This window comes from Ditibartonella choladocola (genome assembly GCF_002007565.1).
GTDB lineage: Bacteria > Pseudomonadota > Alphaproteobacteria > Rhizobiales > Rhizobiaceae > Bartonella > Bartonella choladocola.
Map to the genome: position 1 here is coordinate 1,503,621 of NZ_CP015625.1, position 23,559 is coordinate 1,527,179.

Consider the following 23,559-nt stretch of genomic DNA (forward strand, 5'->3'; position numbering starts at 1 on the left):
ATGTCATTTGAACTTGATAAAAATGTCAGCCTTGCTCTTTTGAGGGCGAAATGCCCTCTTATCCAATGCATTACCAACGAAGTTGCAATGAACTTCTCTGCCAACATTCTTAATGCATTAGGCGCGTCACCGGTCATGTCTTTTGCTCCCGATGAAGCAGCCGAGTTTGTTGAACATTCTTCTGCAATTACAACCAATATAGGCACATTGACGCGCGAAAAATATGCCGGTATACAGTTGGTAATGGAACGCGCGAAAATACTGGGCAAACCTGTTGTATTCGATCCGGTCGCGCATTTTGCTACAACCTTCCGCCAAAAGGCGACAGCGCACCTCCTCACTCTATCTCCAAGAATTATACGCGGTAATGCCTCGGAAATCACGGCTCTTACAAAGACGACAGAAGCACATGGTGTCGACAGTCGTGATGAGGGTAAAACAAGCTTTGAAGCGGCAATCAAAGCGGCCCGATTAACAAAGGCTGTTATTGCCATGTCTGGCAAAAAAGATTTTATTACCGATGGTAAACGGCACGTCATCATCGAAGGTGGCAACAGCCTGATGGCCAAAGTCTCGGCATGCGGATGTGCGCTTACCTGCGTGACCGGAGCTTTTATTGCGCTTGCACCCGATAAACCGTTCGATGCAGCTATCAAAGCTTTTTCAACATTTTCTGCTGCGGGTGCTCTTGCCGGTCACAATGCTAAAGGCCCCGGCACTTTCGTACCTCTTTTTATCGACGCGCTTGCAACAATAGATGATGAAAGCATTGCTGCACACATTTCGGTTACGCCTTGGCAAAACGACATTGAAACAGAATAAAAATAACTGCCTTATATAAACGGGCTATCAGATTTTAATTCCTGCCTGTTCAAAGGTTGCCATTTGCGAATGTGTGAGAACGGCTGCTTTGACAACACCCGCTGCAATTGCGGCTCCCGTCCCCTCGCCCAATCGCATTCCAAGGTCAAGAAGCGGTTTCTTTCCTATCTTGTCCAGCAAGCGGCGATGCGCAGGCTCTGCTGAAACATGTCCGGCAATGCAATGATCGAGGGCATGAGGATTTATTTTATGCAAAATGGCTGCGGCCGACGTTACCACAAAGCCATCCAGAATAACGGGGATTTTTTCCATACGGGCAGCAAGAATTGCACCCATCATAGCTGCAATTTCACGCCCGCCAAGCCGCCGCATAACTTCAAACGGATCATTCAAGTGATCTTTATGAAGTTCGACTGCCTTTTTTACAGCCGCGATTTTACGCCGGTAATAATCGCCTTTGGAGCCGGTCCCCGGCCCTGTCCATTCTTCCGCTTTTCCGCCATAAAGTGCCAGAGAAATCGCCGAAGCAATGGTTGTATTGCCTATACCCATTTCTCCCAAACACAGTAAATCCGTACCACCGGCAATTGATTCCATGCCAAATGCCATCGTCGCGGCAGCGCCGCGCATATCCATTGCCGCATCCTTGGTAATATCCATGGTCGGATAGTCCAAAGCGAGGTCGAATATTTTCAACCCGAGATCGTAGGCAACGCATATCTGGTTAATCGCAGCTCCACCGGCAGCAAAATTTTCAACCATCTGCTGCGTGACGGCACGCGGAACCGGCGTAACATTTTCATCGGTGACACCATGGTTTCCGGCAAACACCGCAACCAGAGGCCTGGTAACAATCGGCTTTTCTTTGCCTCTCCAGCCTGCGTACCAGAGCGCAATATCTTCCAGTCGCCCCAGTGAACCTTCCGGTTTTGTAAGTTCCGATTGCCGCTTCCTCGCCAACCTTATGGCATTTTCATCAGGATCAGGCAAACTGTTCAATAAAGCACGGAAATCATCAAAAGGACTGGAAGCGGCCACGGAAACACCCTTCAAACAAAATGAACGAATAGAATCTTATCTAGGACTGTTCTATAAGCAATTTGAGACCACTTTAACAGGAGTAAGAGAAATCTTGACCGATTTTCTTGGCCCATTCATGCGCAGCCTGGGCTTTCTCACGCGTTTGCCCATAAAAAGCCATTGGTTTTTGCCTGAAAAACCGATTTCGACTGACGCACATTATTTTCCTATAGCGGGCCTCCTGATCGGACTCTTATCGGGATGTTGTCTGGCACTCGCACGCTTTATCGGGTTCGATATATGGGTTTCGGCAATTTTTTGCGTTTTCTTTACAATCATTCTGACCGGCGCACTTCATGAGGACGGGTTGGCAGATGTGGCAGACGCTTTTTTTGTTTCAAAATCGCCGGAATATCGCCTGACTATTATGAAAGATTCGCGCATTGGAACTTATGGCACATTGGCATTGATTTTTTCGGTTTTTTCGCGAATTGCGCTTATTGCTTCAATCGAAATAAACCACGGCCTATACCATACAATCATTGCTTTAATAGTGAGCGAAGCTGTTAGCCGTGGCGGCATGGTCTGGTTCTGGACAAGGCTTCCACTTGCACGAAAAAATGGCACGGCAGCCGCGGCCGGAGAACCAGCGGCCGATATAGCACGAAAATCATTGATAATTACGGCCATTATTCTTCTCGTCGGCGGTATTATTTCCAACAGCGTCATCTCGATGATAATATCCATCGCTGTTTTATTCTTGTTTATTTATCTATTTTCCCTAGAGTGCCAAAAACGCATTGGCGGCTATACCGGAGACACTCTGGGTGCCGTCGAGCAATGTCTTGCATTGATTTTATTGGCAATAGCCAGTCTTGGCCGTTAAGCCTCATAACCGCAGATTGACCGGAGACAAAGCTCTATGAAACCGTTCTGGCTTATTATCTCTGTAGCAGCTTTGATTATTATACTCATATTCGCCTTTGGCGATAATCCAGACAATAGCAGAACGGACAGGATTGCCAATTTAACCTATTACGGAATTTGGGGGCTTGCAGCAACGTCGGCACTGCTCGGATCAAAAATCAGATTGAGTGATGCCTTACGGAATATAGCAATATGGTGTGTTATTATTTTCGCACTCATGTGCGGCTATAGTTTACGTTACGAAATACAGGACTTTGCACATCGGGTAACCGCGGGTTTTATTCCGGGAAGTCCACTGACGCGCTACAATGAAAACGGTAGAATAGTGAATATCGAACGCTCTACCAATGGCCATTTCCTGATATGCGGGCTTGTCAACGGCAACAGTGTGAACCTCACTGTGGACACCGGCGCTTCTGCTGTGGTTCTAACCTATGATGATGCTATTGCAGCCAATCTTGATGTCGACAAATTGGGGTTCAATATTCCCGTAGCGACGGCAAACGGCTACACGAATGCCGCACCGATCATGATTGATAGCCTGAAAATAGGCGATATTGAACGCAACAATGTTCGCGCTCTTGTCAGCCGTCCAGGAGACCTGTCAGGAAGTTTATTGGGGATGAGCTTCCTCGACCGGCTTTCAGGTTACTCCGTTCGCGGCGACCGGCTTATTCTTGTTGATTGAAATATCCGAACGCTGTTCACACTATGGTCAAAACTATCGGATGGCAGACGAAGCACCATAAAACAATCTATTCGATATAAGAATAGGCACGGCGAAGAACAGATGATTGTGCCCCCTCCCGATTGGCTTCGGAGGAAAGCGTCTGGCGCCATTTTTTTGCGCCTTGCCGGCCGGAAAATAGCCCTATCATGTGGCGGGTAACATGCGAAAGTTTGCCGCCACTATCCTTAATGTAACGGTCCGCATATTCACACATTTCATCAATGATTGCGCTGTCATCGGGCAGAACCCGATCGTCATGATAAATTTTAGCGTCAACCTCGCGCAAAATTGCCGGATTTTGATAGGCAGAACGGCCGACCATGCCACCATCGACATGCTTCAAATGGGTTTCTACTTCATCCAACGTTTGAATACCGCCGTTTATCCCTATGAAATGATTCGTATTTTTTAATTTCAGGTCATAAACGCGTTGATAATCAAGCGGCGGTATGTCACGATTTTCTTTCGGGCTCAAGCCTTGAAGCCATGCTTTACGGGCGTGCACCCACAAGGCATCACAACCGCTTCGCCATACCTCGTGAGCCAGATTATCAAGCGCTGGTAGCACATCCTGCTCATCAACGCCGATGCGGCATTTTACTGTAACGGGAATGGAAACAGCCCGCTTCATTTTTTCAACGATTTGTCCGACAAGATCCGGCTGCAGCATAAGGCAAGCCCCGAAAGCGCCCGACTGCACACGATCGGACGGGCAACCGACGTTGAGGTTAATTTCATCATAACCGAAATCCGCGCCGATTTTTGCAGCTTCTGAAAGTTTTTCAGGTGAAGAGCCCCCCAACTGCAAGGCCAGCGGGTGTTCGCGCTCATTAAACACTAAAAGTTTCTCCCGATGTCCGAAAATGACAGCATCCGCGACCACCATTTCGGTATAAAGTAATGCATGTTTTGTCATCAAACGGTGAAAATAGCGACAATGTCGATCTGTCCAGTCGAGCATTGGCGCCACTGCAAATTTCGGCTTATCCGACCCTTCATAAAGCGGCATATTAATGAACGCTCCTGTTTTCATCGCCGACAATCAATTGAGCCAGTTATCAAGCCGCTTTAGTGCCTCGTCAATTGCAACCGGCGAGCCGGCATAGGAAAAGCGCAATGTACGTTTTCCTTCCAATGTGTCGAAATCAATACCCGGAGTTGCGGCAACATTGGTCTCCTCAAGCATTTTGCGGGCAAATTCTGTGCTATCATTGCTGAATTTGGAAATATCGCAATAAGCGTAGAACGCACCATCCATCGGTGCCAATAGTTTTAAACCCAGAGCCGGTAGAGCTTTCTTCAGGTTTTCGCGGTTGATACGATAGGTATCTTTTACTTTTTCAAGCTCGTTTGTCGCGTCAAATGCGGAAATTGCTGCAATTTGTGACAGTTCCGGCGCTGAAATATAGAGGTTTTGCGAAATCCGCTCGACCGCCCTCACCGCGTTTTTTGGCAGCACCATCCAACCGACGCGCCAACCGGTCATGCAGTAATATTTGGAAAAAGAATTGATGACAGTTACGTCGTCGCCAAAAGCCAATGCCGTCGTATCGGGAGCGGCAAAGTTAAGCCGGTGATAAATTTCATCCGCAATCACTGTAATATTGTGTTCGCGGCAAAATTCGACGATGTTTTTCAACTCTTCCGGTTTGATTGAAGCACCGGTAGGGTTGCTGGGAGACGCAAACAAAACGCCTTTAATTGGCGCACGTGAATGTTGTTCTTCCAGCATTTTTACGTCGAGAAGACCGTTTCCCTTCGTATCAATTTCAACAACGTCAAGTCCGAGGGCTTTCATTATATGGCGGTAAGCCGGATAGCCGGGCCGTGTTATCGCAACCCTGTCCCCCACATCGAAAAAAGTCAAAAAAGCAAGATTGAACGCTGCTGATGATCCGGTTGTAACAGCAATACGTTCCGGAGAAATCGCCAATCGATGATATTGTTCATAATAGGCAGCTATTTTCTCGCGCAATCCGGTTAATCCAAGCGAATCGGTGTAGCCGATATGTCCATCTTTCAACGCCCGTTCGGCTGCTTCACGGACAATCAGCGGACATGGTGCAGCAGGCTGGCCTATTGCCATTGAAATAACCGCTTCTCCGGCTTCCCGCTTTTTATTGGCCGACGCGAGCACGTCCATTGCAAAAAAGGGATCGACATCACTTCTTTTCGATAGACAAATCATACTGGTCTCCACTTAAAAAAACATATAAGCTCAAGCATTGTGCCGCATAAAAGCCTGAAAGCCATGGATAAAACAATAAACAAAACGTATCTCTGCTCTGAGCACTCCGGGGAGTATTTATGAAGATAGAGTTGCAGACTTCAAGACAAAAAATCCTGTCATTTACAAAACGATCAATATCTCTCTTGCTACGCATTGCCTTGGCTGTAATATTGGTGTTTGCACCATCTATCGGCGTTGCGCAAGCCCAGTCGCAATCGGTTCCTATCATTCGTGATGCCGAAATCGAACAATTACTATACGATTATACCGCCCCCATTTTTAAAGCTGCCGGCATCAGGAACAAAATCCAGATCATCGTCGTAAACGACCAGAGCTTTAATGCTTTTGTTGACGGCCAACGTATGTTTGTCAATATCGGTGCAATCATGCAAGCGGAAACACCGAATGAACTGATCGGCGTCATTGCTCATGAAACAGGGCACTTGGCAAACGGCCACCAACAGCGTTTGCGCGAACAGTTGAAACATGCACAAACAATGGCTGTCATCGGTATGCTGCTTGGCATCGGTGCCGGAGTAGCCGGAGCAGCGACAGGCAATTCTTCAGCCGCAGGAGCCGGTGGTGGTATTGCGGCCGGAAGCAGTGAAATGGCTATGCGAACATTGCTCAACTATCAGCGTAGCGAAGAAGCCGCAGCCGATAGAGCTGCCGTTAATTATCTCAATGCAACCGGTCAATCGACAAAGGGTATGCTCATTACATTTGAACGTTTTTCCAATGCACTCGCACTTTCCGGCGCCAAGGTCGATCCTTACAGGGTGAGCCACCCGCTCCCGCGCGAACGCATAGCCGCGTTGGAAACGCTTGCCAAACAAAGTCCGTATTATGACAAAAAGGACCCGCCGGAATTGCAGTTGCGCCACGATATGGCACGGGCGAAAATAGCCGCCTATACCGATCATTTCACGGAATTGCGCCGAATGTTCAAGGATAATCCGCGCGGACTTCCTGCCCGCTACGGCGAAGCGATATTGGCAGTCGAAAGCGGTTCACCGAAAAATGCTGTTCAAAAAGTCAAGGACCTTGTCAAGGACGAGCCGAAAAATCCGTTTTTTCAGGAATTGTTAGGCGATGCGCTGATTAAAGCAAATGATCCGGCCGGTGCAGCAAGTGCTTATAAACGCTCGGCAGATATTGATCCGCGTGGTTCCAGCCTGCTCAAGGTCAGCTACGGGCATGCACTGCTTTTGACAAATGATCCCAAAAATATACCCATTGCTATAACAGAAATACGCGAAGGAATCGCCAAAGAACCGGAATTTGCAGCCGGTTATGGCTATCTCGCTCTTGCCTATGGGCGAAGCGGTCAGGTTGCACTGGCCGACCTTGCAACGGCCGACATGCATTATTATAGTGGTAATCGTATGCAAGCGCGCATTTTTGCAACGCGGGCAAAACAGAAATTGGCACCCGGTTCTGCCGAATGGTTGCGTGCGCAAGACATTCTCAATACAACGCAACTGAAAAATTGATACCAGATGAGAGAAACTATCAATGAAATCTTTCAAGTCATCATTCATAAATAAACAGTTTTCGTTTGCGTTGGTGATGGGAGCAACAATGATGTTCGTTCCTTTTCAAAACACTGTTTTTGCAGCATCTGCACAAAATGACACAACAAATGAAATAAAAAACCGGATTGTTGCCGACCCGAACTTCATTAAAGCGGTAGGGGAAGCAATCGGCAATCAGGCAACGGACGACCATATTCGCGAGGTTGTAAAAGACTATCTGGTCAAGAACCCCGAAGTAATGATTGAAGTGCAAGAAGCTCTCGACAAAAAGCAGGCTCAGAAAATTGCAGAAAATCAATCATCTGCCATCAACTCGATGAAAGACGAAATATTCAATTCCGGTAATGATGCCGTCATCGGCAACCCGGAAGGAAAAGTCACACTGGTCGAATTTTTTGATTACAATTGCGGATATTGTAAAAAAGCTTATCCCGATATGCAAACACTTATCAAAAACAACCCGAATTTGCGTATTGTCCTCAAGGATTTTCCGATATTGGGTCCTGATTCGGTAAAAGCCCACATTGTTGCACGCGCCGTGCTGAAATTAATTCCGGCGAAATATCCTGAATTTCATACCGAAATGCTCACAAGCGAGGGGCGGGCAAATGAAGAAAAAGCAATCAAAATTGCTTTAAAACTTGGGGTTGATGAAAAAAAGCTGCGCGATGCTATGAAAGATGAAAAGCTTCAACAGGTTTTTTCGACGAATGGTCAAATAGCTTATGCACTCAATATTAGTGGCACTCCATCCTATATTTTAGGCGATGAAGTTCTGGTTGGTGCTGTTGGTGAAAATATTTTAAAACAGAAAATTGGACTTATTGAAAAATAGGAACTTCTCGCCGCTTCAAGTCGTTGAAACTTTTGTTGACACTGTGCTGCAGTGGGGAATTTTGCACTTTCGCTTTTTTTCCAACATGCTTATAAGCGTTTTATGTGTCAGACTGTTGCAGGAAATGCTACAGTTTCGTCAATTGGGAATTTAAATGCCATCCTTGCTTCAACCAGAGGATGGCGATCAGACATAAATTAGTCCGATCTTAATAAATAAAAACGGTCACGACGATCGAGGAGTAATGAAAGAGATGGCTACAAAAACAACAAGTACCGTCAAGAACACAGGTGTAAACAAGGATCTCATCCGCGATCTCGCAGAAATACTCAATGATACAAATCTTTCAGATATTGAGGTCGAGCAAGGAGATCTGCGTATCCGTGTTTCACGGCAATTGAGTGGTGGTACACCGGTTCAAACCGTCTATTCTCCGGCTCCGGCTGCTCCCGCAGCAGCGCCCGCACCTGTCGAACCGGTAAAAGAGGATTTGACTAAAAACGCAGTCACATCTCCCATGGTCGGCACTGCCTATCTCGCACCTGCACCGGGAGCCCGTCCTTTTGTTGAAGTAGGACAAAAAGTTTCCGAAGGGCAAACTCTTATAATTATCGAAGCAATGAAAACGATGAACCAGATCTCTTCACCGCGTTCAGGAACAGTGAAAGCTATTTTGGTGGAAGATGCGCAACCGGTAGAATTTGGTGAACCTCTGGTCGTTGTTGAATAAGACAGGATCGCGAAATGTTTCAGAAAATCCTGATAGCCAACCGTGGTGAAATTGCACTCAGAGTTCTGCGCGCCTGCAAAGAGCTTGGTATCAAAACGGTTGCAGTCCATTCGACTGCCGATGCTGATGCCATGCATGTCAGGCTTGCCGATGAAAGTGTGTGCATCGGTCCGCCGCCTTCGCGCGATTCCTATCTCAATATCCAACAAATTGTTGCAGCTTGCGAGATAACAGGTGCCGACGCCATCCATCCCGGCTATGGTTTTCTTTCGGAAAATGCCAAATTTGCCGAAATTCTTGAAGCCCATTCAATTACTTTTATCGGCCCAACGGCAGCTCATATTCGTATTATGGGCGACAAAATTGAAGCCAAGAAGACCGCAAAACGCTTGGGCATTCCGGTTGTTCCAGGGTCTGATGGTGGCGTAACAGAGGACGAAGAGGCTTATAAGGTAGCCGATAAAATCGGCTATCCGGTTATCATAAAAGCGTCTGCAGGAGGTGGTGGACGCGGCATGAAGGTTGCACGTTCACGTGAAGAGCTTTCAATTGCCCTCAATACCGCCCGTAGTGAAGCGGCGGCGGCTTTCGGTGATGACGCTGTCTATATCGAGAAATATCTCGAAAACCCGCGCCATATCGAAGTTCAGGTCATGGGGGATGGCTCTGGAAACGCTATTCACTTGGGCGAGCGCGACTGTTCCTTGCAAAGACGCAATCAAAAAGTCTGGGAAGAAGCAAATTCTACTGTACTTGATGAAGAGGCGCGCCAGAAGATCGGCATGATTGTTGCCAACGCCTGCGCCGAATTAGGCTATCGTGGTGCCGGTACAATCGAGTTCCTGTATGAAAACGGCGAATTCTATTTTATTGAAATGAATACACGTCTTCAGGTCGAGCATCCGGTAACGGAGGCTGTAACCGGCATTGACCTTGTTCACGAACAAATTCAGGTTGCAGCCGGCGAAGGTCTTTCGGCAAAACAAAGTGAAATCCACTTTTCAGGCCATGCGATTGAATGTCGTATTAACGCGGAGGATCCGGTGAACTTCACCCCCTCCCCCGGATTGATTACGCATTTCCATACGCCTGGCGGTTTGGGTGTGCGTGTCGATTCAGGCGTTTATTCGGGTTATCGGATACCGCCATATTATGACAGCCTGATCGGCAAACTGATTGTTCATGGAAGAACACGGCTTGAATGTATGATGCGGTTGCGGCGGGCACTTGATGAATTCGTTGTGGATGGCATCAAAACGACACTTCCACTTTTCCGTGATCTTATTGGTAATGAAGATATAGCCAAAGGAAATTATGACATCCATTGGTTAGAAAAATATCTTGCCAATAAGTCAGCATCGGGCAACTGATCGTCTTGTCGGAAAACGACGATAATAAACTTCCCCCTGCGCTATTGCTGAGCGCTTATGCGCAGGGTATTTTTCCAATGTCGGATGATGCAGAAGACCCCGATATTTATTGGATACGTCCCGAACGACGCGGGATTATTCCTCTGGAAAATTTCCATATTCCGAAGAGTCTGAAAAAACGCATCAAAAAAGTCCCGTTCAAAATTCTCATGGACACAGATTTTGAAGGTGTGATTTCCGGTTGTGCCGAATCAAAACCCGGACGCGAAACAACATGGATCAATCATCCGATACGTAAAGCATATGGTGAACTTTTTGAACTCGGTTTTTGTCACACTGTTGAAGCCTGGCAAAATAACGAGCTTGTCGGCGGGTTATACGGTCTGGCCTTGGGGCAAGCATTTTTCGGTGAAAGCATGTTTTCGCGTGCCACCGATGCATCTAAAATATGCCTTGTTGCGCTTGTCGAACATTTAAAAAACCATCATTTTTCACTTCTTGATACACAATTTACAACACCTCATCTCGAACATTTCGGTGCTGTTGAAATTACGCGACAAGATTATGAAATGCGCCTGAAAAAAGCCCTATCCGGACACGCTGAGTTTTAAATTCTTCGTATTTTCTCACCAAATTGCCGCCTAAATTCCCACATGTTTTTCAAAAATTTTTGGTACGAAAAAAAGATTGTTGTTTTGGCAATTTTTCTGTTTGCCTTTGGCGAAGTTTATGCTAGTTGCAGTGCGGCGCCCTTATAGCTCAGTTGGTAGAGCACCTGATTTGTAATCAGGGGGTCGGGAGTTCGAGTCTCTCTGGGGGCACCATTTTTTTCAACGAGTTACACGCTGTCAGAAAATATATTATATGTGACGGGTGTTGCGACAGGGAATATCAAAAAAGCCATTTGCGTTCCCCTCGTTTTAAAAAATGCCTCACTAAGAAACAACACCCCTCGGCCTCCCGGCCACTTGATGAGAGAACTGAAGCCGTCCGGCGTGATTGTTGTTCTTTTTTAAAAATCCTGTATTTCACCCGCCCAAACACGAGCGATATAAAGTTTTAGAATGGATAGACACAAGGAAACGGCGAACACTGGTTCACCGTGCCCTGATATGTGGCTCGCATTTCAATCATATTTGATAATGATTCCGTCAGAAAAAGCAGCAGACGGCACAGGCGCGCATTCTCTTTGTCTTGGAGAAAATCCGTTAACCCGGGCAAACTTTCAATTTATCGGGTTATCTATTATTCAGATCAGACAGTGTATCTGACAGAGTTTGCTCTATGGGACGGAATTGAAGCCCTAGAATTTTCGCATATCTTTCGCTGCTGAAATGCGTTCTATCATATTGGCTTGCCATCAAACGGACAGAAGCCAATGATAATAAAATGGGCTTGCCTGTAAACTTGCCATAAAGTTCCTGCATAACAGCGACGCAGTACAATAGCGGCATCGGTATTGTCTTTGTTGGTGTTTTGACTTTTGCATAATGACCGATCATGGATACAAGATCTTTCATATGGATGTGACGTCCTGCAACGAGATAACGTTCTCCCGGCTTCCCCTTGAAGGTGGCCACGATCATGGCAACAGCAACATCTCTTGCATCAACAACCGAAAACGTACCTGGAACAATGGCAGGCAACTTCCTGTTCATGACATCTAACGCAAGTTGTCCTGCCGAGGTAGGCCCCAGATCACCAGGACCCCACATCCACCCCGGTAAAATATAATAACATTTCATTATCGGATGCAGAGTGGCAAATTCTCTGACTGTTCTTTCACTAATGATTTTACTTCGATAGTAATCATCCGAATTTTCTATATCCCTATCACATGTCTCATCAATCAATGTGCCGGCTTTACCATCCAGAACGGCGATCGAAGAAACATGAACAAAGTGTTCGACTCCGGCTTTCAAGGCCGCTTCCAACAGGCATTTTGTGCCATTAATGTTGATATTTTCCAGTTCGCCCCAATGGCTGCCCCCTTTATAGTTATCGCGGAAAAAAGCAGCGGTATGAAAAACCGTTTCGCATCCGTTCAGATGGCTTTCAAAGCTACCAACATTGGTTATGTCGCCCTGGATAATATCAAGCTTATCATGAGGGACGAATTGCTTATTTGCTTTTTGTCGCGACCGGACCAGTGCTTTGACATGATAACCTTCGTCGATCAATTGACGCACCAGATTATTGCCTAATAGTCCGGTGGCACCGGTTACGAAAACAGTTTTCATCATCCAAGATTCCAAATATCAATTGATATTCATATATCAACTGATATTTATGTTTCTTTTGCTGGCTTGTCAAATGAAATGTCAGATGATATTTGATATTTATGGTAAAACAGACGAAACCGCGTAAAACAAGATTGGAAAGCCAGCAACAGACACGTCAGAACCTGTTGGAGGCTGCACGCGTTCTATTTACAGAATTGGGGTACGAGGCCACCTCCATCAGAGGAATCTGTGACAAAGCGGGCTATTCACAAGGAGCTTTTTATTCCAATTTCAATAATAAGTCCGAAGTTCTTGTAGAGCTTCTCGAACAATATAAATCATTTGAGGCAAATTCCCGAAAACAGCTCGTTGATGATGCAGGGGGTAATTTTGAAAAAGCCTTGAATGACATGATCGTATGGTTTGAACGTAATGATCGAAATATTTCCCACACAATTTTGTTCCTTGAGATGCAAATTCATGCTTTGCGCCACCCGACATTTGTAGAAATTTATAATAATCTTATGGACGAACAAAAATCGTTCTATACGAAGCTCGTGCAACACCTGTTTGTTATGAGAAATATAGACCCACCCTTTGATTGCTCGATTGTTGCCGAAGGGTTAATGGCACTTGGGGCTAATGAAGCAGTTGCCAGACGATTGAATCCGAAACGGGAGAAGCAAAATCCATTTTCGGCCTACCTGAAATTGATTTTTCGGATAGAAGAGGAATAGACAAGTTTGAAGCGGGAAAACCGATATATTGATCGTATAGGCATGAAATATTTATCTGCCTCTTTTTCGTAACTATCTGTAATGTGGTGTCGCTATTAACGACCTGATAAATTTCCGATGCGACGAAAAACAGAAACGACAACAACCAATTTTTCCGGAATTTCATTGACTAAAAATCGCCTTTATCGCTCACAATTATATATAATCTAAATTATTAGGCAGTGACATGCTACACCATAGTATAATTTTTTATTTTTAAAATAACTGAATAGAAATTTCCTAGTAACGTCCTCTTGGCCTATTCGTTTTATTCGCCATTTTTCTTTAGAAAGCTAAAACACGTTATTTGCTTAGGGCAATAGTCCCGTTTCATAAGTATGATAGGTTTTTGCACCATATTAAATTGAAAACATGTTTTTTCAAAAAGCCGAAGTCTCGCCGTCATCAAGAATTAATACGCTCTTATTTATACCATGTTCCGACACATATTTTTTTGAGCTTTACGTCACAGAGTAACATGATTGACCGCTTCCATAGTTATGACAATTCATTCGGCCGTGAGCTGTAATTGATAGGCTCTTATGAAATCATCCGCCCCTATTATGACCGGATTGAAACTTTTTAACTCGCCATAAGAGGCATCAATCACAATGACTTCACGTTTACCGGTATTAATCGCATTCGTTTCTGCATCAATCCAGATTGTATCGTCAGCAAAACAACGATTTTTTTACTACCAGACGTGAATATAAGAGCTATAGGACGTCTGGAATTTCAGAAAGTGCGCTACAGAGTAAACACGATCTGCCCCTTGCCGACCATTAGTCTTTATAATCGCAATATCATCAAAATGGGTTTCCCAATCTAATATTTACCGTCTATAAAACATCAATCCAATTCAGCGCTTCATGCGTTTTTGCCCAATTGTGCTTGCGCCTTCTTGCCCTGATCGTTTTCTATTTTAACCTTGGTATACTGCCGATAAGCAAAGTATTTTTAATGCAATTTCGTGTTTTAAAAATAGCAATCAACCGATCAAGCGAGGCGTTAAGTTTCAAAATAACTTCAACCGATTTTTGTATTTCTTGATTGACCAATTGGAATAATTGTCCATCATCCTACGAACACAACCTTACACGATTGCTTCCGCTCGCATTGTTACTTCATAAATAAGCTGCTCAAGCTCAAGTAAGAACCGGTTAAGAAAGAATATCTTTCCACTCCATGCTTTCACCAGTCAAGTCAAACTCGTCTGCATTAAGTTGCCTAGATGCAGAAATATGCTTGAGCGATTTCCTGTATGGCTGACTTGCCAAGAAACAACCAGAATTAAATCGCGCTTCTGCGGTGTAACAAGCGAAGGCGTAACGTGTTAGACGACACGCTTTATTAGCAAAAAGCATGAGAAAGTCGAATTATGCGACGACACAAAGACCAATAAGATAAAAGCAGACCTTCAGCGTGAACATACCGTTGTTGCTGTGAATGAACTTATCCCCACTGGTGTGACTATTTATTACTTACGTCATTGCCGGAGTTAGGCGCCTAAAACAAAATGGTGGGGTGTTTTTATGGAGTCATGCCATATTGTTGTCATACGCTGTCAATCGGGGCGCCTATTCAAGTTTATTTGTTATGCAACACTCTTTTATAGCTCAAAAAATGCATGGGTTTGAAAATCCAGGCAACGAGCGTTACCAGTAACGTCAGAAAAGACGCATACCGTCCATTTTTTTTAAAAATCGTATTAAAACAAATCCCTTAACCGTCATAGTCAGAAACAGCTTAGTTCAAACAATTGCGTTATTGCGTTCAAGAAGAAATTAGGCCGACTTACTTTTCTACTACGGGTTTAAAAAATTATCCGATCAAAAACTAATACCTTCAACGGGATTTAAAAAATATGCCGGCCAAAGGCTCCCTCTCCTATTGGCCGGCATATCAAATTTTTCAACGTTATCCATCAAACAAACTTGTAATCAAACCGTTTGTTTCAATTCAAACGTCGAGATCATTTCGTGCGTTTTATGGCGTCCGCCAGTTTGCTGACAATCACGTCAATCTGATCTTTTTCAACAATCAACGGAGGAGAAAGTGCTATAATGTCGCCGGTTTGACGAACCAAGGCACCATTTTTGAAGCAATCGACAAAAATTTCATATCCACGTTGTCCGGCCGCTCCATCGCGAGGTGCCAATTCTACCCCCCCAACAAGACCGATTGTGCGAATATCAATGACATTGGGTAGCCCTTTAAGCGAAAATAGCGCGTCTTCCCAGTATTTTTCAAGCTCTTTTCCACGTGTCAACAATCCCTCTCGCTTATAAATATCCATCGTTGCAAGGCCCGCAGCACAGGCAACAGGGTGTCCGGAATAAGTATAACCGTGGAATAGCTCTATCTGGTTTTCCGGTCCTTGCATTAATGCTTTATAAATATCTTCCTGAACAAAGACTGCTGCCATCGGAACGGAACCATTGGTAAGTCCTTTAGCGCATGTCACCATATCGGGAACGACTCCGAAATAATCGACCGCAAATGGTGTTCCAAGGCGACCAAAACCGGTAATAACCTCGTCAAAAATCAGAAGAATTCCATATTTTCGCGTAATTTCCCGCAAGCGTTGCAAATATCCGACGGGAGGTAATATAACACCGGCTGATCCGGACATTGGCTCAACGATAACGGCGGCAATCGTTTCAGCACCGTTCAAAGCGACAATGCGTTCAAGATCGTCGGCAAGTTCGGCACCGTGCTGGGGCAAACCGCGAGTAAAAGCATTTTTCTCGATATTCAACGTATGGCGCATATGACTTGCCGGAATCTGCGGAAATACACGTCGGTTATTCACCAGACCTCCCACCGAAATACCTCCGAAGCCGACGCCGTGATAGCCTTTTTCACGCCCGACCAGATGGGTGCGTGTTCCTTGCCCGATAGCGCGTTGATAAGCAATAGCAATTTTAAGAGCAGTATCATCGGCTTCCGAACCGGAGTTGGCAAAAAATACGTGATTGAGACCACTATCTTTACCTCCCGGTGCCATTTCAACGAGCCTGTTGGAAAACTCGTGAACGATCGGATGGGACATTTGAAAACCGGGGGCATAATCCAATGTTGCCAATTGGTGTTGCACTGCATTGGTAATCTCGTCACGACCATGCCCTGCATTGACGCACCAAAGGCCGGCCGTACCATCAACAACTTTATTGCCGTCGATGTCGGTATAATACATACCTTTTGCTGCCGAAAGAATGCGAGGATTTGCTTTAAACTGGCGATTGGCCGTGAAGGGCATCCAGTAACTTTCAAGTGAAATCGTATTGTTAATCTTTGTCATGAATCCCTCCGTTAAATTATTATTATTTATACTAAGGTGGTTTTTTCCAGATTAAACAAGTCGTTTTCTTCATATTTTTAACTATCTGATTTTATTAATTTGTATTACAAATATTTCGATATTTTCAACACTATGAACGGGGAATAGAATGGAAAACACAGATATAGGCGTGAGATTGCGTTACGTCCGATTGGCGAAAAATATATCGCAACGCAAACTTGCAGAACGCGCAGGTGTTACACCTTCGACGATTTCGTTAATTGAAGCCGGTCGAAGTAATCCCTCGGTTGGTGCGTTAAAACGTATACTTGACGGGATTCCGATTGATCTCGGAGAATTCTTCTCGTTAAAACCGGAAATGCCTGCCAAGTTTTTCTATAAAGCTGACGAATTGACCGAAATCGGCAAGGGCAAGGTTTCCTATCGGCAAATTGGCGAGCGTTTTCCCAACCGTGCATTGCAAATCCTGAAAGAACGTTATCAACCGGGATCGGGCACAGGAAAAGTGCTTCTCGTTCATGAAGGCGAGGAAGGCGGTATCGTTATATCGGGCAGACTTGAAGTCATAGTAGACAATGAAAGAAGAATTCTCGGACCAGGCGATGCTTATTATTTTGAAAGCAGAAGGCCTCACGGTTTTCGCTGTGTTGGTGATGCCATTTGTGAGGTTGTCAGTGCCTGTACTCCACCGACATTCTGAACATTCTGAACGCTATTGATCTTCAGCAGGAATTTTTATTTTGCCCCAAGAAGAACAAAGTGTTGCCGATGCAATATTGATAGAAACGATCGCATTTCTTATGACACAAAACACATCACCAACAAGCTCAAGTATTGAATATTTGACGATGGACAATTGACGGACAGACAACTTCATTCAGACTGATCGAGGAGTATTTTCAACGTTTTCGAGGTTTTTATGAAAGCCTTGAAGGATAAAACAGGGGTATTTCATCGACACTTTGTTTATGTCGATTAAAACGTACCATTCATAAAGACCGCGATATACCGACGGAATTGAAAATCAAAGCCTAGTTGGTGGAACCCGACAATATGCCGACAGTCACAATATAATGAAAGCCGTTTACAGAGAAGTTATAAATATCGCGGTTCCATGTTTCGAGTTCTACCACATTGGCCAATTTATAATGTTTAGAGAAGATAGTGTCGTAGTCTAACGCTTTGACGGCCTTGTGTATCCAATGATTTCCTGATGGTCTGAATATTCATTTGCTGTATGAACGGACTTTTTCGGTATTCCCGTCATACAGCATGATATTTATCGCTCACTGTAAAACGGTGATGTTGTAAACATGAACGGATATTTCCCTTCTTGGTGGGGTTTGGATGAGGCATGTCATCGAGAGCTTCTAAACCGATTTCAGGAAGGAAGTGGCAATCCTTTATCGTTTCGTGCGAGACTTGCAGGCGGGTTGATGCCCCATAAGTTATTTCCATCATTTTCGGACTTTTTATTGTAATTCATGGATAAAATTCTTCTCTTTGTGACAGACGATCGGGTAACAACGTTCATCCGCCCGGTTTAATTAGAAATTGGGGGGTCGGCTACCCTGCCCCTTGCTTCAAACCATCGAGGCTATGCGTTTTAACATTTCATCCTGTTCAATCCCTCCGCTTTCGCCAGTTGTCCTGACACCTTTTTCAATATGACAGCTCTCCAAAAAGAATGCAGAATAACCACCCGATTTTATAACCGGCTGCGTTCGAGTTCAGATTAATATTTGAAGAGCCAGATCCAATGTTCATGGGTTCAACATTGATGAGCTATAGATGTTCATGAAAAAGAAAAAGTGCGAAGCTATCGGATTTTTCTTCAAAAATTCCGAGGCTGGCAATCTGTTTAGTTACGCCCTCGCACCTTTCTACAAAGCAATTCCTGCTTTTTTAAAGGTCATGTATGACATTCATAAACCCGCTTTCTTATCGTCAAGACAATAGACATAACGTCCAAAACCGACAGATTGTCGATTTTTAAAATAAACCATGAATTGATTTCGTTAAAAGAATGCCTTTAATGTCATCGCTTATATGCAGGGAAATATACCTTCATATATTTCCCTGCTTGAAGTGGTCATTATAATGCCCGCTTAAAGAAAACGAACAGATCGACTTCCTATATAATTGAACTTTCTTCGCAAGCTATCGCTCGCAAATCATTCGGTTTCGGATACTGCGTTTTGGCTCGTACTGATGTTAAACCTGTTTTGTTTGAATTTGTTCATAATGACAAAGACAATCAAAATAAACGCCACCGAGATCAAACATTGCATAAGACTGATCCGCGTTGAATCTTCAAACAGCATACTGACGATAACAGCAATAATGCAAGCAGTTACAGCAAGTGGTAGCCAGGGATGACCCCACATTCTGAATTTCAGCGTTCCTTCGGCGACCCACCGTTTGCGCAGTTTCATTTGTGACAAACAAATCATCAAGTAAATAAATAGAAATACCGCACCGGATGAATTAATCAGGAAAAGAAAGACGGTATCCGGCCAAAGAGCTGCAATAATCACACATGCATAACCGATCAGAGTTGAAAAAAGCACGCCTTTTATAGGTACTCCGCGAGCACTGACATGTGTAAGGGTTTTTGGCGCTTCTCCGCGCAAACTAAGCACAAACAGCAAGCGGGATGCTGTATAAAGACCTGCATTTATCACCGACAGAATTGCCACAAGAATGACAATTGTCAGCATCGTGCTGGCTCCTGGAATACCGATAGTGTCAAATGTGGTAACGAAAGGTGATTTACCCGGAACAACTTCGGTCCAGGGCTGGATGACAACAATCAGAAAAGTTGAAATTACAAAGAAAGCCAGAACGCGGATAATAACGCTTTTGACTGCTTGTTGCATACTCCGTTCAGGGTCTGCAGATTCAGCAGCGGCAATTGCAATCACTTCGACACCGGTCATCGAGAAAATGATAACCACGATAGATGATAAAAAGGCCACTATTCCATGCGGAAAAAAACCACCGTGATTGAAGAGGTTCGAGATCGAAGCGGAAGACCCCGGCCAAGGCCCGAACGCATAAGCCGCAGCTACTGCAATAAACACCACGATGGCGATGATTTTAAGTCCTGAAAACCAGTATTCGGCCTCACCGAAAGAGCCGACAGAGAGTAAATTGATTGCAGTCATCACAATAAGCAGTACCAGTGCAATCGACCACACAGGAAAATCGGGGAACCAGCCATTGATGATCTGGCCTCCGACAACCGCTTCAAATCCCACAACAATGACCCAAAAATACCAATAAAGCCAGCCCGTGGAAAAACCGGCCCAATTGCCGAACGCCATTCTCGCATATTCGACAAACGAACCTGAAACCGGATGGGCGGCAGCCATTTCCCCAACCATGCGCATAATCAACATAACAAGAACGCCGGTAAAGGCATATGCCACAAAGGCCGAAGGGCCTGCTAACGAAATTACAGCACTGGAACCGACAAACAGTCCTGCACCGATAATACTTCCTAATGAAATCATCGTCACGTGACGTGTTTTCAGTTTTTGTTGCAGCTTCGGATTTTTTTCCGTTTGCTCTATCATTGTATTTGCTCCCATTATTTTTATTTTACAAGATAAGCTAACGTAACAAGATAAACTCCACTATTGGCTTTTATACGCCAATGCGCTTTTCGTTAATACATATGTATGATTGGGAAAAATTCTTTATCACGGTAGAATACCGGCAGTTTTTCCCGCCTTTAGTGCCAGCCAGAACGTTGCAGTACCTTGTGATGAGTTCGGCTTAAGACCGGTCAATTGTTCAATCAGGTGAATGCGGTAAATCAAAGTCTGACGATGGATTCCGAGCACATATGCCGCAGCTTTCCAGTTGCAATCCTGTGCGATGAATATATCCAAAGTCTGGAGCAAAGAAGTATGGTTTTGCTTATCGTAATCGATCAGTTTCCCTAAAAAATGCTCGACAATATCCCGCGTTTCCGAAACTGTTTTCGGAAACAGACTGACGATTTGTCCCTCTGTTCCGTATCGCATGATATTGCAACTGTTTTCCTTGGCTTGAGAAAGCGCAATTTTCGCCTGACGTATACTTTCGACAAATCCTGTTGCCAATGTAACCGGCTGGCTAACGCCAATTTTCGTAGCAGGGCCGAAAGCTTCAACCACAGCGCCGATCATGTCTTCATTATCGGGTAACGTAATATAATCGGGCTGACCGGCAAGAATAAGCGGAAACGAATTGCGAAAAACCGGATGATAATGGATGTCTTCAAATGTCCATTTGGCGGGGCCACCTACTTCTATTGCAAGATTGACAAGTGGATTTTCCAGATTGCGGCGCATCAAAATTGCTTTCGTTGCACGGTAATCGACATCACCTGAAAGAATATCCTTGAATAGTTTTTCGCCCTCTTGTCGCTGCCGGTCGCACTCGATCATCTGGCGTTCCATTTCAATGCCGATCAATCCATTGAGATAATGGGCCAGCAATGGGTCAATAATGGTTTTCTCGTCATGATGCCAAAGATAGAGCAATACATGACTACGACCTGGTACTTCAAGCGGCTGAACGTTATCTGGAACTTTCAATTCTTTTGATGAGGCTGCAATTATTTGGTGGCTGCGAATGTCGCTCACAATCATATTCCATGATTGGCGGCGCCCCAGATTTTCAAGGCGTTCATTCAGTTCCAAACTTTCATGCAAAGACAGTGCATAAGCTTGAAAGAGCTTGTGCCCCGCTTCCAATTGGTCCCTTCGGGTATTCATACTGCTTTCTATAACGATGCGCGCGATGCAAGCGAGTTTCACCTTGAAATGAGCAACCAGAATTGGAAAGTTATGTTCATCGGCAATATCAAGCAAATCTCTGGTAAGGTTGGCTGCATCACTACGGGGAGTAATAACAAGTGCACTGGCATTCGAGGCTATGAGCCTGGTAATCCATTCAACTTGTTCTTTGGCATTTACGGGTATGCCTGCACCGGTAGTCATCACCAGATTACCCGCAGAAACCCAGTTCCAAGGATCCGGAAGATCGACGGCATGAGCCCAATTGATTAATTTTTCGCCGCCTTGAGTGCCTGCTTTATAGCTTAATTGCAAGCCCTTGTTAGCAACCAAATCGTTGACTGTAATCATTATTCTCCCCCCTCTTCCGGTATCATTGACATGATCGCATTTGCCCACGCGGAAAAGCGCCGGTTTAACGTTTATTTCAAATAATAAATAATTTTATTCCACTGTCATTACCAAACAAAGATTATTTTAAATCGGGGCTTTTAAAGTTCTATATGAACGACCCATTCTATCGCTATATGTCCCGTTCCGGTTATTTGAACTTTATCAACGCTATTACCAACAACTTGTCAGAATGGCTTCCACCATACTGAAGATAAACTCTATCTTCGCAGCCAATATTGAAGCTATCACAATGATATGCTTATGCACCAAGCCACCGAAAATGTGATTGGAATTTCGGAGATTATTTTGCGGAGAAGACAGCTTGTTATCGTCGATTAAAAAAGAGATACATGGCGCATATTTTCAATCCGGAAGACCGGAGAAATGCATGTAACCATGTAATGATATGCCAACAATCAATAGATTTACCAGAATAGTCCGGATAACCTTATAGCAAGCCAACAATAACATCCGTAAAAACTTAAAAAAATACTGATACATAAAATATCACTTTTAATTAAATAAATAAAATAATTCACAATTTCAAAAATAAATAAATTATTTTTTTAACTTTTAAAAAACATAATAATTTACGTTATTAATTAAATTTATTTAAAATATAATATATATTTTTTATTTATTAATAATAAAATTGTTACTGAACGAAACCAAAAATACAATTTTTAAATGTAAAATTTTAAGTGTTAAACCGGAATTTCACTTATGATGGAGCACTATAGCTCCATCATAAGTTATTATAGTTGCATTCAAAATGATTACGCCCTCACCTTGGGAGCGATGTTTTTCGCCCATAGGCCTGTTACAATCGGCACAATAACAGAAGTGATAACGACGCATGTGGCAACCAATGCTGTGGCAGAATGTGCAACAGCCGAAAATTCGGGGTTGATCTGCGCAATCGCTACAGGTGTGGCTACTGCCGCGCCAGCCGAACTGGAAGCTGCGATTCCGGCTGTTCCGCGTCCTCCGCCTATAAAAATATCACTCAAAATAAGTGGAATACCGCTAATGACAACAACACCAATAGCCATTGTAATACCAAGCAAACCGGTCTGCACTACAATACTCAAGTCAATGGTATTCCCAAGTGCGAATGCAAAAAACGGGATCAGCAATTTACTTCCGGGGCTAAAAAGCGCTCTTAAATCGTTATCAAGATTACCGAGCACAAATCCGACCAGAAACGGAATTAATACGCCGACAAGATGGGCGGGTGAAAATGCTGCGGCTCCGATAGTACCCAAAATTATCATTGTTACCAATGGTCCCGATTCCATTGATACGAGAACCGAAGCGGCAGCTTCTTCTTTTGAGCCATACATATGGGTGAGAGACGCATAAAGACCGGCATTGGTCATATCTAACGCCGAGACAACTGCCAAAGTTGAGAGACCTGCGAAAAACCCTTCCGTTATGCCAGCCGACGGCAAAAACCGCATACAGATAAACGCAACTATCCAGGCAACAAGAATTTTAGTACCGATCAGCGTTCCCGACTTTCTTAGAACTGTTCCGGTCGCTCGCAAGTCGATTGACGTGCCCATACAAAAAAGCCATGCTGCTAATAAAGGTATGGCGCCCGTAATTATCCCTTGGGTGAATGAACCGAAATAGGAAGCTGTGCCGGGGGCAAAACTTTTTACCAATGCCCCCAAAAAAAGAGGGACGATCATAAGCCCGCCGGGTATTTTTTCAACATAATGTAATATACGCATTCCAACTCCTCCGCTTTTGTGCGTAATAACTGCTATTGTGGATATGTTGGTGTTGCGAACAAGTTTCCTTTTGAAACTTCATCGCTTGTTTATTGGGGCGCAAAGCCTGTTGCGCCTTGATGTGCTTGTTGGCAGAAAGGCGAAT

Annotated in this window: 18 protein-coding genes and 1 tRNA gene; 11 read left to right on the forward strand and 8 right to left on the reverse strand. The window is 44.4% G+C overall.

The annotated features are described in order from the left end of the window. A complete protein-coding gene (gene thiM, locus BBC0122_RS06700; RefSeq protein WP_077992379.1) occupies nucleotides 1–822 on the forward strand; it encodes a hydroxyethylthiazole kinase in 822 nt (273 codons plus the stop codon). A gap of 27 nt (nucleotides 823–849) precedes the next feature. On the opposite strand, the gene cobT is transcribed toward thiM, so the two are convergent. Further along, on the reverse strand, nucleotides 850–1,860 hold the full coding sequence (cobT, locus tag BBC0122_RS06705; protein WP_077992381.1) for a nicotinate-nucleotide--dimethylbenzimidazole phosphoribosyltransferase: 1,011 nt from the start codon (nucleotides 1,858–1,860) through the stop codon (nucleotides 850–852). 94 nt (nucleotides 1,861–1,954) lie between these two features. Between cobT and cobS the strand changes: the two genes are divergently transcribed. Continuing rightward, entirely contained in the window at nucleotides 1,955–2,728 is a 774-nt protein-coding gene (gene cobS / locus BBC0122_RS06710) for an adenosylcobinamide-GDP ribazoletransferase (RefSeq protein WP_225868085.1), read from the forward strand. A 36-nt stretch (nucleotides 2,729–2,764) separates the two neighbouring features. Continuing rightward, nucleotides 2,765–3,457: a TIGR02281 family clan AA aspartic protease gene (locus tag BBC0122_RS06715; RefSeq protein ID WP_077992383.1), complete on the forward strand. Its 693-nt coding sequence runs from the start codon at nucleotides 2,765–2,767 to the stop codon at nucleotides 3,455–3,457. Nucleotides 3,458–3,524: 67 nt separating this feature from the next. Here BBC0122_RS06715 and dusA read toward each other — a convergent pair whose 3' ends face one another. Together dusA and BBC0122_RS06725 are read right to left on the reverse strand one after the other, a co-directional pair. Beyond that, entirely contained in the window at nucleotides 3,525–4,508 is a 984-nt protein-coding gene (gene dusA, locus BBC0122_RS06720) for a tRNA dihydrouridine(20/20a) synthase DusA (protein WP_077992385.1), read from the reverse strand. Nucleotides 4,509–4,541: 33 nt separating this feature from the next. Beyond that, nucleotides 4,542–5,687 (reverse strand): pyridoxal phosphate-dependent aminotransferase, encoded by a 1,146-nt coding sequence (locus tag BBC0122_RS06725; protein WP_077992386.1) that lies wholly within the window; start codon nucleotides 5,685–5,687, stop codon nucleotides 4,542–4,544. A gap of 119 nt (nucleotides 5,688–5,806) precedes the next feature. On the opposite strand from BBC0122_RS06725, the gene BBC0122_RS06730 reads away from it, so the two are divergent. The 6 genes from BBC0122_RS06730 (at nucleotide 5,807) to BBC0122_RS06755 (ending at nucleotide 11,023) form a co-directional block, all read left to right on the forward strand. After that, on the forward strand, nucleotides 5,807–7,222 hold the full coding sequence (locus BBC0122_RS06730) for a M48 family metalloprotease (protein WP_077992387.1): 1,416 nt from the start codon (nucleotides 5,807–5,809) through the stop codon (nucleotides 7,220–7,222). A gap of 88 nt (nucleotides 7,223–7,310) precedes the next feature. Continuing rightward, nucleotides 7,311–8,099 (forward strand): DsbA family protein, encoded by a 789-nt coding sequence (locus tag BBC0122_RS06735; protein WP_225868086.1) that lies wholly within the window; start codon nucleotides 7,311–7,313, stop codon nucleotides 8,097–8,099. Nucleotides 8,100–8,352: 253 nt separating this feature from the next. After that, nucleotides 8,353–8,829, forward strand: a complete 477-nt coding sequence (accB, locus tag BBC0122_RS06740; RefSeq protein WP_077992389.1) for an acetyl-CoA carboxylase biotin carboxyl carrier protein — start codon at nucleotides 8,353–8,355, stop codon at nucleotides 8,827–8,829. 14 nt (nucleotides 8,830–8,843) lie between these two features. Further along, nucleotides 8,844–10,199 (forward strand): acetyl-CoA carboxylase biotin carboxylase subunit, encoded by a 1,356-nt coding sequence (gene accC / locus BBC0122_RS06745; RefSeq protein WP_077992390.1) that lies wholly within the window; start codon nucleotides 8,844–8,846, stop codon nucleotides 10,197–10,199. A 5-nt stretch (nucleotides 10,200–10,204) separates the two neighbouring features. After that, nucleotides 10,205–10,810 carry a leucyl/phenylalanyl-tRNA--protein transferase gene (gene aat / locus BBC0122_RS06750; RefSeq protein ID WP_077992392.1) on the forward strand — a complete coding sequence of 202 codons (606 nt, stop codon included), beginning with the start codon at nucleotides 10,205–10,207 and terminating at the stop codon, nucleotides 10,808–10,810. 137 nt (nucleotides 10,811–10,947) lie between these two features. Then, nucleotides 10,948–11,023 (forward strand) — tRNA-Thr (locus BBC0122_RS06755). A 414-nt stretch (nucleotides 11,024–11,437) separates the two neighbouring features. Here the strand turns inward: BBC0122_RS06755 and BBC0122_RS06760 are convergent. Further along, the gene (locus BBC0122_RS06760) at nucleotides 11,438–12,442 is read right to left on the reverse strand and encodes an SDR family oxidoreductase (protein ID WP_077992393.1); all 1,005 of its coding nucleotides are present in this window, start codon (nucleotides 12,440–12,442) and stop codon (nucleotides 11,438–11,440) included. Nucleotides 12,443–12,540: 98 nt separating this feature from the next. On the opposite strand from BBC0122_RS06760, the gene BBC0122_RS06765 reads away from it, so the two are divergent. After that, nucleotides 12,541–13,158 (forward strand): TetR/AcrR family transcriptional regulator, encoded by a 618-nt coding sequence (locus tag BBC0122_RS06765; RefSeq protein ID WP_077992394.1) that lies wholly within the window; start codon nucleotides 12,541–12,543, stop codon nucleotides 13,156–13,158. Between the two features lie 2,011 nt (nucleotides 13,159–15,169). On the opposite strand, the gene aptA is transcribed toward BBC0122_RS06765, so the two are convergent. Continuing rightward, the gene (aptA, locus tag BBC0122_RS06770) at nucleotides 15,170–16,498 is read right to left on the reverse strand and encodes an omega-aminotransferase AptA (RefSeq protein ID WP_077992395.1); all 1,329 of its coding nucleotides are present in this window, start codon (nucleotides 16,496–16,498) and stop codon (nucleotides 15,170–15,172) included. 148 nt (nucleotides 16,499–16,646) lie between these two features. Here aptA and BBC0122_RS06775 point away from each other — a divergent pair, with 148 nt between their 5' ends. Further along, nucleotides 16,647–17,198, forward strand: a complete 552-nt coding sequence (locus BBC0122_RS06775) for a cupin domain-containing protein (RefSeq protein WP_077992396.1) — start codon at nucleotides 16,647–16,649, stop codon at nucleotides 17,196–17,198. A gap of 1,474 nt (nucleotides 17,199–18,672) precedes the next feature. Here BBC0122_RS06775 and BBC0122_RS06780 read toward each other — a convergent pair. The 3 genes from BBC0122_RS06780 to BBC0122_RS06790 form a co-directional block, all read right to left on the reverse strand. After that, complete coding sequence (locus BBC0122_RS06780; protein WP_077992400.1) at nucleotides 18,673–20,076, reverse strand: amino acid permease; 1,404 nt, start codon at nucleotides 20,074–20,076, stop codon at nucleotides 18,673–18,675. Nucleotides 20,077–20,202: 126 nt separating this feature from the next. After that, complete coding sequence (locus BBC0122_RS06785) at nucleotides 20,203–21,636, reverse strand: PucR family transcriptional regulator (RefSeq protein ID WP_077992402.1); 1,434 nt, start codon at nucleotides 21,634–21,636, stop codon at nucleotides 20,203–20,205. A gap of 818 nt (nucleotides 21,637–22,454) precedes the next feature. Next, complete coding sequence (locus BBC0122_RS06790; protein WP_077992404.1) at nucleotides 22,455–23,414, reverse strand: 2-keto-3-deoxygluconate permease; 960 nt, start codon at nucleotides 23,412–23,414, stop codon at nucleotides 22,455–22,457. Nucleotides 23,415–23,559 lie beyond the last annotated feature (145 nt).

What these genes read in the sequence shown, in the direction of transcription:
- BBC0122_RS06735 (WP_225868086.1), top strand. Translation starts at nt 7,311, where the DNA reads ATGATGTTCGTTCCTTTTCAAAACACTGTTTTTGCAGCATCTGCACAA.
- dusA (WP_077992385.1), bottom strand. Translation starts at nt 4,508, where the DNA reads ATGCCGCTTTATGAAGGGTCGGATAAGCCGAAATTTGCAGTGGCGCCA.
- aptA (WP_077992395.1), bottom strand. Translation starts at nt 16,498, where the DNA reads ATGACAAAGATTAACAATACGATTTCACTTGAAAGTTACTGGATGCCC.
- BBC0122_RS06725 (WP_077992386.1), bottom strand. Translation starts at nt 5,687, where the DNA reads ATGATTTGTCTATCGAAAAGAAGTGATGTCGATCCCTTTTTTGCAATG.
- BBC0122_RS06785 (WP_077992402.1), bottom strand. Translation starts at nt 21,636, where the DNA reads ATGATTACAGTCAACGATTTGGTTGCTAACAAGGGCTTGCAATTAAGC.
- BBC0122_RS06775 (WP_077992396.1), top strand. Translation starts at nt 16,647, where the DNA reads ATGGAAAACACAGATATAGGCGTGAGATTGCGTTACGTCCGATTGGCG.
- BBC0122_RS06760 (WP_077992393.1), bottom strand. Translation starts at nt 12,442, where the DNA reads ATGATGAAAACTGTTTTCGTAACCGGTGCCACCGGACTATTAGGCAAT.
- BBC0122_RS06730 (WP_077992387.1), top strand. Translation starts at nt 5,807, where the DNA reads ATGAAGATAGAGTTGCAGACTTCAAGACAAAAAATCCTGTCATTTACA.
- BBC0122_RS06780 (WP_077992400.1), bottom strand. Translation starts at nt 20,076, where the DNA reads ATGATAGAGCAAACGGAAAAAAATCCGAAGCTGCAACAAAAACTGAAA.
- accB (WP_077992389.1), top strand. Translation starts at nt 8,353, where the DNA reads ATGGCTACAAAAACAACAAGTACCGTCAAGAACACAGGTGTAAACAAG.
- BBC0122_RS06715 (WP_077992383.1), top strand. Translation starts at nt 2,765, where the DNA reads ATGAAACCGTTCTGGCTTATTATCTCTGTAGCAGCTTTGATTATTATA.
- accC (WP_077992390.1), top strand. Translation starts at nt 8,844, where the DNA reads ATGTTTCAGAAAATCCTGATAGCCAACCGTGGTGAAATTGCACTCAGA.
- BBC0122_RS06790 (WP_077992404.1), bottom strand. Translation starts at nt 23,414, where the DNA reads ATGCGTATATTACATTATGTTGAAAAAATACCCGGCGGGCTTATGATC.
- BBC0122_RS06765 (WP_077992394.1), top strand. Translation starts at nt 12,541, where the DNA reads ATGGTAAAACAGACGAAACCGCGTAAAACAAGATTGGAAAGCCAGCAA.
- thiM (WP_077992379.1), top strand. Translation starts at nt 1, where the DNA reads ATGTCATTTGAACTTGATAAAAATGTCAGCCTTGCTCTTTTGAGGGCG.